Consider the following 13,269-nt stretch of genomic DNA (forward strand, 5'->3'; position numbering starts at 1 on the left):
AGCTCAGATCGTTGCATCGTACAAGTTGTTGGTTGGTGAATGCATTGTGTTTCGCATCTCCCACACGAACGTGACCAGGCTCTCGGCTGATTCCAACGCGGGCGAGACGGGCACTACGTATTTCGCGCTGCGGGAGAAGAGCCTCTCCGGCAGGTACCCCCGGCCCGGATCGCCAACCAGGATGCGGGCGCCGGACCGGCGGGCGGCGAGCAGCGCCGCGGTCATCTGCTCGGCCACCCGCACGGTGTAGAACGCGTCGCCGGCCAGCACGACCTCGGGCTCCTCGACGGCGGCGGCGAGAGTGACGTCGTTTGCCGCCGCGTTGCGCATCGCCGCCGCGACCGCCTCGGGATCGGTGTCGATCGCGGCCACCTCGGACGCGCCGGCCCGGGCCGCCGCGATGGCCACCAGCCCCGACCCGGTGCCCAGGTCGATCACCCGGCGGCCACGCACCACATCGGGATGATCCAGCACGTAGCGGGCCAGGGCCTGGCCGCCGGGCCACACGAACGACCAGAACGGCGGCGGCCGGTCACTGTGGAACTCGCCGCCGGTCGCGTCGAAGAGCCCGCGGCCCGGCTCGGCCAGCTGCAGGGATATCTCCGGCGTCAGGGGTACGGGGGTCAGCACGGGAGAATTGTGCGCACGGGGTACGACAGAACCGTTCCAACGGGCGCGGTGAGGGGGTCCGATCGGCCGAAAGACCTGTTATCGCAGCCGGTCGGCCTCATCCGGACGGCGGAGGGGCAGTCGGGTCGAATCCGAGGCGCGTATGCGATACGGCTGTTCATACGGCGGGCAATCTTGATGCGTGAACATAGACTGCGACGACTGTGTTCGATGGACTTGAAGGAGGGTGGCGTATGAGTGACGCGGCGATCACGGTACTTGTCGTGGACGGCCACCAGACCTTCGCCGAGTTGCTCGGGGTGGCCCTGCGTGGCCAGCCTGACCTGCGATATGTCGGGCATGCCCGGACCGGGCAGGAAGCGCTCAGCCTGGTCGGTGAATTGCGTCCCGACGTGGTGCTGCTCGACCCCGAGCTCTCCGACTCCGACGGCATCGCCATCGCGGAGTTGATGCGACACCGCTTTCCGGACACCAGAGTGGTGATCCTCACAGCGAGCAATGAGGCCGCTCTGGTCGGGCGGGCCACCGCGGCCGGCGCCGCGGGGTTCCTCACCAAGAACGGGCCGCTCGGCGATGTGCTCAACGCCGTGCACACCGCGCACGGCGGCGGCATGACCGTTTCCACCGACATCCTCGCCCGCCTGCTGCGCAGCACCTCGCCGGTGGCCGGTCCGCGACCCGGTGGTCTCACTGCCCGTGAGCACGAGGTGCTCGAGCTGATGGCCGCCGGGCTCGACCCGCGGGCCATCGCGCGGCGTCTCGGGATCAGCGTGCACACCTGCCGCGGACACGTGAAGGCGTTGCTGGGCAAGCTCGGCGCGCACAGCCAGCTCGAGGCGGTCGCGGTCGCTCGCCAGCGTGGCCTGATCCAATAGGTCCGACCTGCGGTGAATAACTGAGAGTAATTCACCGCAACACTCATCCGCGGGGCCACGGAATCCGTACTTCCCGGTGGAGCGCCCCGGAGCAGATCGTCGGCGCCCGGCGCGATCGGGAGGACATCGCGTGGAACGCTTTGCAGCCGATGAGGTCATGGCCCCCGAGGCCGCCGTGACCGACCTACCGTCCACGTCGGGCGCGCACTGGGCCAACCGCGACGTCCGCCGCACCGGCGGAGAGCAGACACCCTTCCGGCGGCCGCCGGCACTCAGATCTTTTGAAGCACCGGAAGAGAGCAGCAGCCCTGTGGACAGTCGGAGCGACATGCCCTGGGACGCCTTCGGGTCCGGGGGCAGCGCGGTCGAGCAAGCGCGGCCGGAAGACACCGGCTCGATGAGCCGCGCGTCGTTCGGCGTGACCGACGGTCCGATCAGCGGGAACTGGTTCGGCCGCGACCCGTCTCCGGTGAGCCCGGCCGGGGCGGGATACTCGCAGCCGCAGGTCACGCCGCTCGCCGTCGAGCTGCCGGTCCGGGGCGCCGACGGGCTGCCCACGCCGCCGGTTCACGACTGGCCGGTGGCGAGTTTCCAGGACTCCCCGGAGAGCGATTACCGGGAGTTCGCGCCGGAGACGCACAGCTTCTTCGACCAGCAGCAGCACCGCGAGATCCGGCCACATCGGGCGGACCACCAGAACCGGTCCGACGGCGGGCACCACCAGGCCGAGCCGCGCCACCGCTCGCGCCTGCTGGTCGCGGCCACCGTGACGCTCAGCACGCTGGTGCTGGTCGGCGCCACGCTGGCCGGGGTCGCGTACTTCTCCGGGGAGAACAAGGACATCACTTCGGTGCTCGAGCTGGGCTCGGGCGACTCGAAGAGCGGCGTCGCCACGGCGCCGCTGGACGGGCGCACCACCGCGACGTTCGAACTGGTCGCGGCGACTCGGCGGGCCACGGTGAAGACGCAGGACCTGGGCGCGGACCTCTTCAAGATCACTGCGGACGGTGAGACCGGCATGGCGCCGCGCCCGTCGCTCTCCGGTGACAAGGTGCAGCTGCTGCTCTCCACCGACAGTGATTCGGGGAAGGGCGACGGGGCCCGCGGCAACGTCGAGGTGCTGCTCTCCAGCAAGGTGACGTGGGCGTTGCGGTTCACCGGCGGCGCGGACGAGCAGGTGGTCGACCTCACCGGCGGCAAGGTGAGCTCGGTGGATCTGACCGGCGCCAGCCGCCGGGTCGATCTGACCTTGCCCACGCCGAGCGGCACGGTGCCGCTGCGGGTCACCGGCGCCATCGAGGACCTGTCGCTGACCTCGCCGAAGGGCAGCCCGGTGCGGGTGCAGGTGGACAGTGGGGCCAAGACGGTGGCGGCGGGGACCAGGACGCTGCGCGACGTGAAGCCCGGCTCCACCCTGACGCCGAAGGACTGGAAGGTCGCCAATCGCTACGACGTCGAGGCGGAGTCACGGCTCACGCTTCTCACCGTACGAAATGTGGGTTAAGCCAGCAGAACACCTGGATTGAGCGTGCCGGCCGGATCGAGTGCCTGCTTGATCCGCCGCATCGCGGCGATCTCCGCGTCCGACCGGGACAGGCCGAGCCAGGCCGTCTTGGCCCGGCCCACGCCGTGCTCCGAGCTGATGCTGCCGTGGCGGCGCGCGACCAGCCGCAGCACCGCCTCGGTGACCGCCTCGTCGTGCTCGCCGGCGTCCAGGACGTTGACGTGCAGGTTGCCCTCGCCCAGGTGGCCGAAGATCAGCACGCGAGCGCCGGGAGCGGCCTCGGCCACCGTGCCGGGCAGGTCGTCCACCAGGCCGGCCAGCTCGCGCAGCGGGACGCTGACGTCCAATTTGACCGGTACGCCCGCAGCGCTGATCGCCTCGGTGTGCGTCTCCCGGTAGGCCCACAGCTTGGCCACCCCGGCCGCGTCGGACGCCACCGTCGCGTCGAGCACCTCCTCGGACTCGCTGAGCAGTTCGAGCAACTCGTCGGTCGGATCGGTGCGCGCGGAGCACTCCAGCGTCACGTATGCCGGGTGCTTCTCGGCGAACGGCGCGGCCAGGTTTCCGTGCGCGCGCACCAGATCGAGACCCGACGCGAGGAACAGCTCGGCGGCCGACAGCGAGGTCGAGCGGGCGGCCGCGAGCAACGCCAGAGCGGCCGGCACGCCGGAGACCGCGACCAGCGCCACCGCCCTGGCCGGCAGCAGCGGGACCAGCCGGAGTCGCACCTTGGTGATCACCGCCAGCGTGCCCTCGCTGCCCGCCACCAGCTGGGTGAGGTCGTAGCCGGTGTTGTCCTTGGCCAGACCGGCCAGCCGGGACACCACGCTGCCGTCGGCCAGCACCGCTTCGACGCCGGTGACCTGCTCGCGCATGCTGCCGTAGCGAACCACGCGCAGACCGCCGGCGTTCGTCGCGACCAGCCCGCCGACGGTCGCGGCGGACCGCGCGGCGAGGTCGACGCCGACGTCCAGACCGTGCGGGCGGGCGTGCTGCTGCAGCTTTTCCAGCGTCACCCCGGCGCCCGCGGTGACCTGCCCTTCGAGCGTGTCGACGCCGTCGATCGCGGTGAGCCGGCCCAGGCTGAGCAGCACCTCGCCGCCGGCCGGGATCGCGCCGCCGACCAGCCCGGTGTTGCCGCCCTGCACGGTGATCGCCACGCCCGCCTCGGCGCAGGCCCGGACCACGGCGGACACCTGATCGGTGTCGGCCGGGCGCACCACGGCCAGCGACGAGCCGGTGAAGCGGCGGGTCCAGTCCGTCTCGTATGGCGAGCGGAGATCGCTGTCGACCAGCACGTGCCGCGCCCCGACGATCTCCTCGAGGCGGTCGAGAAGGTCGCTCACGACAGCACGCGCAGCCGGACGGTCTGCTCCATCGAGCGCAGCCGGTCGAGCACCTCGTCGGAGAAGCCGCTGCGGATGTCGGTGATCAGGTAGCCGTATTCGCCGCGGGTGCTCAGCAGCTGACCCTCGACGTTCACCTGGTGCTCGGCCAGGATGCTGTTGACCTGCGCCAGCACGCCCGGTGTGTTGATGTGCACGTGGACGATGCGGCTCATGCCCTCCTGCTGCGGCAGCGCGACGCCGGGCAGGTTGACGCTCAGCGTGGTGTTGCCCTCCTGCACGAAGTGCACCAGCTTGTTCGCCACGAAGTCGCCGATGTCGGACTGCGCCTCCTCGGTCGACCCGCCGATGTGCGGGGTGAGGATCACGTTGGGCAGGCCGCGCAGCTCGGAGACGAACTCGTCGCCGCGACCCTTGGGCTCGGTCGGGAAGACGTCGACCGCCGCGCCGGACAGGTGGCCGCTCTCCAGCGCCTCGCGCAGCGCCACGTGGTCGACCACGATGCCGCGCGACAGGTTGAGGAAGATCGCGCCCGGGCGCATCCGCTTGAACTGCTCGGCGCCGAAGAAGCCGGCGTTGCCCGGCCGGCCGTCCACGTGCAGGGTCACCACGTCGGAGGTCTCCAGCAGCTCCTCCAGGCTCGCGCACCGGTGGGCGTTGCTGAGCGCCAGCTTGTCGGCGGTGTCGAAGAACGACACGTGCATGCCCAGGTTTTCGGCCAGCACGGAGAGCTGGGTGCCGATGTTGCCGTAACCCACGATGCCGAGCCGGCGGCCGCGGATCTCATGGCTGCCGTCGGCCGCCTTGTCCCACACCCCGGCGTGCATGCCGGTGTTCTTCTCGGTCAGCCGCCGGGTCAGCGCGATGATCTCGGCGACCGCGAGCTCGACCACCGAGCGGGTGTTGGAGAACGGCGCGTTGAACACCGCGATGCCGCGGGACGCCGCGTTGGGCAGATCGATCTGGTCGGTGCCGATGCAGAACGCGCCGATCGCCACCAGCTTGTCCGCGGCCTCCAGCACGCCGGCGGTGACCTTGGTCTTGGAGCGGATGCCGAGCAGGCTCACCCCGCGGATGCGGTCGATCAGCTCGGACTCGTCCAGGGCGTTGCGAACGGACTCGACCTCATATCCCTCCGCCTCGAGCCGCGCCACCGCGTCGGCATGGATGCTTTCCAGCAGCAGGACCTTTGTCATCACTTTCCGTTCAGTCGTCTCACACCGGCGATTTTCCAGCGTAGTCCGCTCACCATTCGAGACGCCGACGCATCCAGGGCAACAGCGCGTCACCCTGCCAGCGCTGGAACGCGCGCACCGTCGGAAGCCCCGGCGGAGGCGGCTGCCTGGACTGATCCAGGAAGTAACCGGTCAGGCCGAGCACCACGTCGACGCCCTCTTTCGGCAACAGCGCGTCACCGTCGCCGCCGTGCACCAGCACGTTGACCGCGAGCAGCGTGGTGTCCAGCCAGTCGGGTCCGTTGCTGGCCCACGGCCAGTCCACGAAGACCGCGTCACCGTCCGTGGTGAGCAGCATGTTGTCGGCCCGGATGTCGCAGTGCACCAGGGTGTCGCCGGTCATCGAGGCGAGCCCGCGCGCGGCGATCTCGACGACCTCCGTGAGGTGCGGCAGCAGCCAGCGCGCGAGGTCGGCCGGCGGGTCCGCCGCGATGCGGCGCCATCCGCCGAAGTCGTGGGCGAGCAGCTCGGCCGCGGACGGCCGCTGCGGCAGCGGGGAGGGCGTGAGCGTGTGGGCCAGCTTGCGCAGCCCACGCACGGCCGCGTCGAGCTCGTCCTCGATCCATGGGGTACGCGGGTGCCGGCCGTCGACGTCCTCGAAGATCAGCACGATCCAGTGCCCGTCGTCGAACGTCCCGAGCAGCGGCGGCGCCGGGGCATCCGCCGGCAACGCCGCGTTGATCTCGGCCTCGACCCGGGCGATCTCCGCCGACTTGGGGTTCTGGTCCGGGCTGACCGCCTTCACGAAGGCCCGCCGGCCGGTCGCCGTCACCACCCGGTCGGCCGATCCGGGGGAGAACCCGCCCGGCTGGGACCGCGCGGACACCACCGGTGCGCCGAGGATCCGCTCGACCTCGGCACGCACCCCGGCGGGCAGGTCGGACCATTGGATGCGGACGCCGATCGCGGGAACCATGAAAGGATCCTGGCAATCCCGTCTCGATTCCGAAACGCCTTTTCCCTGTTCAGCCGCTCACGTCGAAAGTGTCACACCGTGATGGCAGGGTGTCCCGCATGAGCGCTCCAGCCGTCGAGACCAGCGGTCTCGTCAAAGTCTTCGGCGACAACCGCGCGGTCGACGGGGTCGATCTGACCGTCCCGGCGGGCACCGTCTATGGCCTGCTCGGGCCCAACGGGGCCGGCAAGACCACGGTCGTCCGCATGCTGGCCACGTTGCTGCGGCCCGACGCCGGCCGGGCGACCGTGTTCGGCAACGACGTGGTCAAGGAGGCCGATCAGGTCCGCAGCCGGGTCAGCCTGACCGGGCAATACGCCTCGGTCGACGAGGACCTGACCGGGCGGGAAAACCTGATCCTGCTCGCCCGCCTGCTGGGTCACCGCAAGCCCGCGGCGCGCGAGCGCGCCGACCTGATGCTCGACGCGTTCGGGCTGACCGACGCGGCTGAGCGGCAGGTGAAGAAATACAGCGGCGGCATGCGCCGGCGGCTCGACATCAGCGCCAGCATCCTCAACACACCCGACCTGCTCTTCCTCGACGAGCCCACGACCGGGCTCGATCCGCGCAGCCGCAACCAGGTGTGGGACATCATCCGGGTGGTGGTGGCAAACGGCACGACGGTGCTGCTCACCACGCAATACCTCGACGAGGCCGACCAGCTGGCCGGCCGCATCGCGGTGATCGACCACGGCAAGGTGATCGCCGAGGGCACGCCCGGGCAGCTCAAGTCGTCGATCGGCGCGGGCACCGTCCACGTGCGACTGCGCGACACCGAGCAGCGACCGGCGGCCGAGCGGGTGCTCGCCGACGCGCTGCGGACCACCATCTCGATGGACGCCGATCCGGTCGCCTTGACCGCGAGGGTGGACGGCGCAGGCTCTGAGCAGGGCGCCGCCGAGCAGGCTTCGCGGGCGCTGGCGGCGCTGGCCGCGGCCGGCATCGTGGTGGACGATTTCTCGCTCGGGCAGCCCAGCCTGGACGAGGTGTTCCTGGCCCTGACCGACCAGCCGATGCCCAAGGAGCCGGCCGCATGAGCACCTCGACCCAGACCCCCGAGACCGCCACGACCTACACACCGTCCGCCGAGACGCTTGCCGCCGTGCTCACCCGCGGCGACCGCCCGCCGCGCCCGAGCGCCTGGTCGTCGTCGCTGACGTTCGGCTGGCGGGCGGTGCTGAAGATCAAGCACGTGCCCGAGCAACTGTTCGACGTGACCGCGTTCCCGATCATCATGACGTTGATGTTCACCTATCTGTTCGGCGGCGCGCTGGCCGGCTCGACGGGCGACTATCTGCAGTTCTTCCTGCCCGGCATCATGGTGACCAGCGTCGTGATGATCACTATGTACACGGGCGTCGGCCTCAACACCGACATCGAGAAGGGCGTCTTCGACCGCTTCCGCACGTTGCCGGTCTGGCGGCCGTCCGCACTGATCGGCATGATCTTCGGCGACGTGCTGCGTTACATCCTGGCGGCCACCGTGATCGTGACGGTCGGCCTGGTGCTCGGCTTCCGCCCGGCCGGCGGTCCGCTCGGCGTGATCGCCGGGATGGGCCTGCTGGTGGTGTTCTCGTTCGCCTTCTCCTGGGTGTGGACCATGTTCGGGCTGATCCTGCGCTCGGAGAAATCGGTGATGGGCGTCAGCATGATGGTGCTGTTCCCGATCACCTTCCTGAGCAACGTCTTCGTCGAGCCGACCACGATGCCGGGGTGGCTGCAGGCGTTCGTGAACGTCAATCCGATCACCCATCTGGTGGCCGGGGTGCGCTCGATGATGGCCGGCTCGTGGGACATGGGCGCGATCATGTGGACCCTGATCGAGAGCGGCCTGTTCGTCGCCGTCTTCGGCACCCTGACGATGCGCTTCTACAACCGCCGATGAAGGGCATCGACATCGATACCGCGACGTGGCGGGCCGCCCGGTTGCGGGCGGCTGCCGAGGAGGCGGCGCGACGCCGGGCGGGGCGCGCGGCGGCCCGGCGGGAGCGAGGGGCTCGGCGCGAGGCCGGGATGGCGTTGCGGCACGCGTGGCGACAGGCCCGCCTCGATGCACGAACCACCCACCGCGGCGACGGACCGCCGGCCGGCTCGACCGGGTGAAACCGGCGCGCGAAGTTTAGGGAACACCCTGCGCGCACGCATAGGTTCGACCACATGGACCGATGGTGGACGGGCTATTCGTCGGCGTCCCTCCTGGCCGGCGGATGGGCGGGCGCGGCGGGTGCGACCGTGGTCTTTGTTCCGATGGATGCGACGGTCGGGCGAGCCGCGGGGGACTGCATCCGGAGCCTTTCGGCGGCCGGCGCTGATCGGCGCGCGACGAGCCGGGTCGCCACGGCCGGCGGCGGCCGGCGTGCGGCGTGCGGCGTGACCACGGCCGGCCGCGAACGGCGTGCGGCGTGCGGGGGCGCCTCGGCCGGCAGCGACCGGCGCGCGGCGTGCGGGGGCGCCTCGGCCGGTGCCGGCAGGTCGGCGATCGGGGTGCTCGCGGCGTACTTCGCGAAGGGCGGAGCTACCGGGGTGCTCGCGGCTTACTTTGCGAACGACGGCGCCGGCGGGCCGGCGACCAGGGCGCTTGTGGCCTGTTGCGGGAGGGCCGCCGCACGCGGGTCCATCACGGAGGCGCTCGCCGCCTGTTGCGTGAAGGCCGCTGCCCGCGAGTCCACCGCCGCGGTGCTCCCGGCCGCCGTGGCCAAGCTGCGTTCCGACGCGGCCGACGTCGTGGCGTGGGCGTCCCTGCCTGATTCCGGGACGTGTTCGTCGAAGTCGACTCTCGGCCTGCTCGGGAAGGTCTGCCGACGCGGGCGGAACGCGGCCGGTTCCCGGGCACGGGCTCGGTTGCGGCGGCTGCGTGACGCCATGTTCGCGGCTCTCGCCGCGATCCGGACACGGCGCGAGCGGGACCGGCTCGGCGCGGAGCTCGCTTCGTCCTTCTCGGTGCCGGAACGTCTGGCGCAGGCCGCCGCGCTGGCGTCGCTGGTCATGCGACTCAACGTCGACCACTCGCCACCGCCCCGGGAGACCACCACCTGCACTCCGCGCAAGGTGCGCGGCCCGAATCCCGCGACGCGACCTCCAACTCGTCGTCGTCCGCGGGATGTTCGCCGTGCCCTGTGCGCGCCCGGCTCCCGCCGTCCCGTGGGAGCCTCTGTTGTCGTACCCGGAAGTCTTTGACCGTCTGACCGACCCTGAGCCGTATCTGCTGGTCGGCGGCCTGGCCATCGCCGTGGGCGGCGTGCTTGTCGCCGCCTTCACGCTCTATGTCCTGCTTCTCCTGCCGTTCGCCATCGCCAAGGGTGAGGTCGGCGCCAACGCGCGAGTGGTTCTGCGTGACCTGCTCAAGCTGTTCCACGCGCTGCTGCGGGCCTTTGGTCGTCGCCGATGAGCCGCCCGCGGGCCTGTCCGGACGGCACCCTGCTGCAGGTGGTGCAGATGTTTCGTGCCGGGTGGTCGTACCGGAAGATCTGCGCGACTCTCAACGCGACCGGTGTGCTGACGCCGTGTGGGCGGGCGACCTGGCATCCGTCCTATGTGGGCCGGTTGCTGATCACCCGGGATGCCCGGCGGTTGCTCGACGCGGATGACCCGGCTTTGTGCCTGGCGGCCGGCGATGCCGACCCGGGCCGGGCGCCAAGCGGCCGGCGATGCTGACCCGGCCAGGTGCCAAGCGCCCGGGCCGGGCGTCTAGCGGCCGGCGATGTTGACCCGGGCGGGCGTCGAGCGGCCGGCGATGTTGACCCGGGCGGGCGTCTAGCGGCCGGCGATGCGGTCGGTGCGGTTGGTCCACAGCCAGCCGGACCAGTGGTCGGGGACCTGGTCGAGGGAGGCCTGGTCGTCGAAGCCCGCTGACCACGGGCCGTCGCCGGCGACCAGGATGACTCGGGTGTCGGCGGCGCGCATGCGGTCGACGAAGAGGTTGGGCCAGCCCCAGAGCCAGCGGCCGTAGCGTTGTGGCAGGTGCAGCTCGGTGTGCCGGCAGGCGTCCGGGACATGGCTGGTCCAGCCGATCGCCGCATAGTTGAGCAGGCAGTTCTTCATGATCTTGCGGGAGGTGGCGCGGATCTGCGGCAGTCGATCCAGCACCCTGTCGATCGCCGCGTCGCCGCCGTAGACACCGATGGTGGCCAGCCGCTCGGCGGGCAGCGTGGCCAGGAAGGTGGCCAGGCGGTCGCCCTCGGCCGGGTCGTCGTTCTTGAGGTCGATCAGCAGCTCGCGGTCCGGGAACGCGGCGACCACCTCGTCGGCGGTGGGCAGCAAGCCGACGCCTTTGCCGCGCAACGGGAAGGTGCCGCCGCCGTCGGCCGTGTAGCCGTGGCCCAGGTCGAGTTTGCGCAGGTCGGCGAGGGTGTGGTCGCGAACCCGGCCGGTGCCGTCGGTGCGGCAGTCCAGGGTGGAGTCGTGGAAGACGGCCAGCCGGTCGTCCGCGGTCACCTGCACGTCGAACTCGAGCATGTCCGCGCCGGCGTCGAAGGCGGCACGCATGGAGTCGAGCGTGTTCTCCAGGTGGTCGTGGTCGGGCGGGTGGATGCGGGTGGCCGTACAGGTGTCGTTCTCGACGCCGGCCAGCGGGAAGGTCTGCGCGATGCCGCGGTGCGCGAGCAGCGACGGATGGCCGTCCTCGTCACCCCACAGCGTCGAACTGTTGGCTATCGCCACCGCGGCGACCAGCAGCAGGACGACGGCGAGGATCTTGGCGAGTTTGCGCAGCACGACCGCAGCTTGCCAGCCCCGGCGAGGACACCGGAAGCGGCGAAGGGCGTAGCCCGGATGGGTCTTCAGTACAGGTCGCGGGCCAGCAGGGCGGCCTGGGTGCGGCTGGTCAGGGACAGCTTCGCGAGCAGGTTGCTGACGTGGGCCTTGACCGTGCGTTCGGCCAGCAGCAGGTCGCGCGCGATGTCGTTGTTGGTCATGCCGCGTCCGAGCAGGGCGAGGACTTCGCGTTCGCGCTGGGTCAGGGAACCCAGTCGCGCGGCCTGGTCGGGCGCCGGGGGAGTGGCCGGCCACAGCAGGTTCGCGGCCGAGGCACTGAGCGCGGTCACCCCGGCGTGCGCGCTGCGGACCGCCGCGGCGAGCTCGCTGCCCCCGGCGTCCTTGAGCACGAACCCGTCGGCGCCCGCCGCCATCGCCCGCTGCACGTCGGCGGTGCGGCCGACCGTGGTCAGCAGCAGCACCCGCGGTGCGGCGTCGCGGTGGCGATCGCGCAGGTGGCCGAGCACCCGCACGCCGTCCGCGCCCGGCAGATAGAGGTCGAGCAGGATCACGTCGGCCACACCGGGGTCGGCGGCGACCAGGTCGAGCAACGCGGCGCCGTCCGGCAGCTCGGCGACCACCTCGAAGTCCGGCTGCGCGCCGAGGATCAGGCTCAGGCCCTCACGGACCAGCGCTTGGTCGTCGACGATGACAAGCCGGATCATCGGGACATGGTATTCACGGTCCGGCGTCATTGGCAGCCGCTGGTGGACGTCGCCCTGGCGGCCGCGGTCGCGCTGCTCTTCGTGTTGTCCGGGACGGCGGTGTCGGCCACGCTCGCGGTCGTGCAGCTGGCGCCGCTGGTCTGGCGACGGCGGTTCCCGGCGGCCGTGCTGATCGTGGTCGGTGCGGCGACCGCCGTGCACACGACGATGGGGATGGCGCGCGCGATCGGGTTCTTCCCGGCGACGATCGCGCTGTACACGGCCGCCACGCATCGGTCGCCGGTGATCCGGTGGGTGTTGTGCCCGGCGGTCGGGGTGGCGATGGCGGCGGCCAGCGCGGTGCGGCACGGGCCGGTCGAAGGCCTGCTGATGGCGGTGGTCACCGTGACGGTGGCCTGGTTGGCCGGGGTCGAGCGCAGCGAACACCTCCGCCAGCGCACCGCGGCGGCCCACCTGCGCGCGGAAGCCTCGGCGGCCGAGGACCGCGAGCGATTGGCGCGGCGGGTGCACGACTCGCTCGCGCATTCGGTGACCGTGATGCTGCTGCAGACGGAGGCCTTGCGGGCGACCTCGTCGCTCGATGCCGGCGGGGAGCGACGCGTCGACGTCGTGCTGCACACCGGGCGGGAGGCCCTGGCGGAGGTGCGGGCGGCGCTCGCCGGTGGGGTCGAGCCCGATTCGGCAGCGTTGCTGGCCGGTCGGTTGGAGTCGCTCTGTGCCGCGGGGCTGCGAGTGGCCGGGCCGCTGCCCGAGCTGCCGCTTGCCGCGCCGCTGCGGGCGGTCGCCGAACGGCTGATCGGTGAGGCCGCGACGAACGCGCTGCGGCACGACGGGCCGGGTGCGCTGCTGACGGTGACGGCCGAGCGGTCCGACGCCGCGGTGCTCCTGCGGATCACCAGCGAGCCATCGGCCTCCGGTGGTGGCGGCGCCGCGGGGGATGGCGCCGGCTTCGGGCTGCGCAGCCTCGCCCAAGACCTCGAGGGGTACGGCGGGCGCCTGGTCCACGGCCCCCTCGCCCCGAGCGGCTGGCTCGTCGAAGCAACGTTCCCGGTCCGGATGCGGACGATGACGGGTTCGTGACCCACGCGAGCCGGGGTGACGCGAATGCGTGCTCAGAGCGCGGCTTGAGCCGGCTGGCCAGGCTGCCTGGGGTGTTGCGTATATGTGTGCAAAGCAAAGGGCACCCGAGCGGGGGGGGGGGGGGGGGGGGGGGGTGGGGGGGGGTGGGGGGTCCTGGAGTTTGGGTTGGTGGGACGTGGCGGCGCACAACGGGACAAAAGAGACAAAAAAGAACGCCAGGGCGGCCC

At 71.4% G+C, this 13,269-nt stretch carries 15 protein-coding genes; 9 read left to right on the forward strand and 6 right to left on the reverse strand.

Annotated features, from left to right (window positions below):
• Positions 1 to 3: 3 nt before the first annotated feature.
• Positions 4 to 630, reverse strand: a complete 627-nt coding sequence (locus ACZ6TI_RS28865; protein ID WP_465348305.1) for a class I SAM-dependent methyltransferase — start codon at positions 628 to 630, stop codon at positions 4 to 6.
• Positions 631 to 863: 233 nt separating this feature from the next.
• Here ACZ6TI_RS28865 and ACZ6TI_RS28870 point away from each other — a divergent pair, with 233 nt between their 5' ends.
• Positions 864 to 1,505 (forward strand): response regulator, encoded by a 642-nt coding sequence (locus ACZ6TI_RS28870; protein WP_465348306.1) that lies wholly within the window; start codon positions 864 to 866, stop codon positions 1,503 to 1,505.
• 130 nt (positions 1,506 to 1,635) lie between these two features.
• Positions 1,636 to 3,009 carry a hypothetical protein gene (locus tag ACZ6TI_RS28875; RefSeq protein ID WP_465348307.1) on the forward strand — a complete coding sequence of 458 codons (1,374 nt, stop codon included), beginning with the start codon at positions 1,636 to 1,638 and terminating at the stop codon, positions 3,007 to 3,009.
• Here ACZ6TI_RS28875 and ACZ6TI_RS28880 read toward each other — a convergent pair.
• Genes ACZ6TI_RS28880 through ACZ6TI_RS28890 form a run of 3 tightly spaced genes read right to left on the reverse strand, consistent with a single transcriptional unit; the run spans position 3,006 to position 6,506 of the window.
• The gene (locus ACZ6TI_RS28880) at positions 3,006 to 4,355 is read right to left on the reverse strand and encodes an FAD-binding oxidoreductase (RefSeq protein ID WP_465348308.1); all 1,350 of its coding nucleotides are present in this window, start codon (positions 4,353 to 4,355) and stop codon (positions 3,006 to 3,008) included. The two genes, ACZ6TI_RS28875 and ACZ6TI_RS28880, sit on opposite strands and share 4 nt — an antisense overlap.
• Positions 4,352 to 5,554, reverse strand: coding sequence for a phosphoglycerate dehydrogenase (gene serA, locus ACZ6TI_RS28885; protein ID WP_465348309.1), 1,203 nt, complete (start codon positions 5,552 to 5,554; stop codon positions 4,352 to 4,354). The genes ACZ6TI_RS28880 and serA overlap by 4 nt, the downstream gene beginning before the upstream one ends.
• A gap of 46 nt (positions 5,555 to 5,600) precedes the next feature.
• A complete protein-coding gene (locus ACZ6TI_RS28890) occupies positions 5,601 to 6,506 on the reverse strand; it encodes a phosphotransferase (protein ID WP_465348310.1) in 906 nt (301 codons plus the stop codon).
• A gap of 98 nt (positions 6,507 to 6,604) precedes the next feature.
• Here ACZ6TI_RS28890 and ACZ6TI_RS28895 point away from each other — a divergent pair, with 98 nt between their 5' ends.
• From ACZ6TI_RS28895 to ACZ6TI_RS28920, 6 genes are read left to right on the forward strand one after another with little or no spacing between them, the layout of a single operon-like run.
• Complete coding sequence (locus ACZ6TI_RS28895; RefSeq protein WP_465348311.1) at positions 6,605 to 7,582, forward strand: ATP-binding cassette domain-containing protein; 978 nt, start codon at positions 6,605 to 6,607, stop codon at positions 7,580 to 7,582.
• Positions 7,579 to 8,430: an ABC transporter permease gene (locus tag ACZ6TI_RS28900; RefSeq protein WP_465348312.1), complete on the forward strand. Its 852-nt coding sequence runs from the start codon at positions 7,579 to 7,581 to the stop codon at positions 8,428 to 8,430. The genes ACZ6TI_RS28895 and ACZ6TI_RS28900 overlap by 4 nt, the downstream gene beginning before the upstream one ends.
• Positions 8,427 to 8,648, forward strand: coding sequence for a hypothetical protein (locus ACZ6TI_RS28905; protein WP_465348313.1), 222 nt, complete (start codon positions 8,427 to 8,429; stop codon positions 8,646 to 8,648). Before ACZ6TI_RS28900 ends, ACZ6TI_RS28905 begins: the two co-directional genes overlap by 4 nt.
• A gap of 54 nt (positions 8,649 to 8,702) precedes the next feature.
• Entirely contained in the window at positions 8,703 to 9,722 is a 1,020-nt protein-coding gene (locus ACZ6TI_RS28910; RefSeq protein ID WP_465348314.1) for a hypothetical protein, read from the forward strand.
• The gene (locus ACZ6TI_RS28915; RefSeq protein ID WP_465348315.1) at positions 9,700 to 9,933 is read left to right on the forward strand and encodes a hypothetical protein; all 234 of its coding nucleotides are present in this window, start codon (positions 9,700 to 9,702) and stop codon (positions 9,931 to 9,933) included. The genes ACZ6TI_RS28910 and ACZ6TI_RS28915 overlap by 23 nt, the downstream gene beginning before the upstream one ends.
• On the forward strand, positions 9,930 to 10,199 hold the full coding sequence (locus ACZ6TI_RS28920; RefSeq protein ID WP_465348316.1) for a recombinase family protein: 270 nt from the start codon (positions 9,930 to 9,932) through the stop codon (positions 10,197 to 10,199). Before ACZ6TI_RS28915 ends, ACZ6TI_RS28920 begins: the two co-directional genes overlap by 4 nt.
• Positions 10,200 to 10,298: 99 nt before the next feature.
• Here ACZ6TI_RS28920 and ACZ6TI_RS28925 read toward each other — a convergent pair whose 3' ends face one another.
• Both ACZ6TI_RS28925 and ACZ6TI_RS28930 read right to left on the reverse strand, forming a co-directional pair.
• Positions 10,299 to 11,258 carry a glycerophosphodiester phosphodiesterase family protein gene (locus ACZ6TI_RS28925; RefSeq protein ID WP_465348317.1) on the reverse strand — a complete coding sequence of 320 codons (960 nt, stop codon included), beginning with the start codon at positions 11,256 to 11,258 and terminating at the stop codon, positions 10,299 to 10,301.
• Between the two features lie 65 nt (positions 11,259 to 11,323).
• On the reverse strand, positions 11,324 to 11,962 hold the full coding sequence (locus tag ACZ6TI_RS28930; protein ID WP_465348318.1) for a response regulator: 639 nt from the start codon (positions 11,960 to 11,962) through the stop codon (positions 11,324 to 11,326).
• Positions 11,963 to 11,968: 6 nt separating this feature from the next.
• Between ACZ6TI_RS28930 and ACZ6TI_RS28935 the strand changes: the two genes are divergently transcribed.
• Entirely contained in the window at positions 11,969 to 13,042 is a 1,074-nt protein-coding gene (locus tag ACZ6TI_RS28935) for a sensor histidine kinase (protein ID WP_465348319.1), read from the forward strand.
• Positions 13,043 to 13,269: the final 227 nt, after the last annotated feature.

Source organism: Actinoplanes sp. NPDC051388 (assembly GCF_055586225.1).

What these genes read in the sequence shown, in the direction of transcription:
- ACZ6TI_RS28895 (WP_465348311.1), top strand. Translation starts at nt 6,605, where the DNA reads ATGAGCGCTCCAGCCGTCGAGACCAGCGGTCTCGTCAAAGTCTTCGGC.
- ACZ6TI_RS28930 (WP_465348318.1), bottom strand. Translation starts at nt 11,962, where the DNA reads ATGATCCGGCTTGTCATCGTCGACGACCAAGCGCTGGTCCGTGAGGGC.
- ACZ6TI_RS28905 (WP_465348313.1), top strand. Translation starts at nt 8,427, where the DNA reads ATGAAGGGCATCGACATCGATACCGCGACGTGGCGGGCCGCCCGGTTG.
- ACZ6TI_RS28910 (WP_465348314.1), top strand. Translation starts at nt 8,703, where the DNA reads ATGGACCGATGGTGGACGGGCTATTCGTCGGCGTCCCTCCTGGCCGGC.
- ACZ6TI_RS28870 (WP_465348306.1), top strand. Translation starts at nt 864, where the DNA reads ATGAGTGACGCGGCGATCACGGTACTTGTCGTGGACGGCCACCAGACC.
- ACZ6TI_RS28900 (WP_465348312.1), top strand. Translation starts at nt 7,579, where the DNA reads ATGAGCACCTCGACCCAGACCCCCGAGACCGCCACGACCTACACACCG.
- ACZ6TI_RS28935 (WP_465348319.1), top strand. Translation starts at nt 11,969, where the DNA reads ATGGTATTCACGGTCCGGCGTCATTGGCAGCCGCTGGTGGACGTCGCC.
- ACZ6TI_RS28920 (WP_465348316.1), top strand. Translation starts at nt 9,930, where the DNA reads ATGAGCCGCCCGCGGGCCTGTCCGGACGGCACCCTGCTGCAGGTGGTG.
- ACZ6TI_RS28890 (WP_465348310.1), bottom strand. Translation starts at nt 6,506, where the DNA reads ATGGTTCCCGCGATCGGCGTCCGCATCCAATGGTCCGACCTGCCCGCC.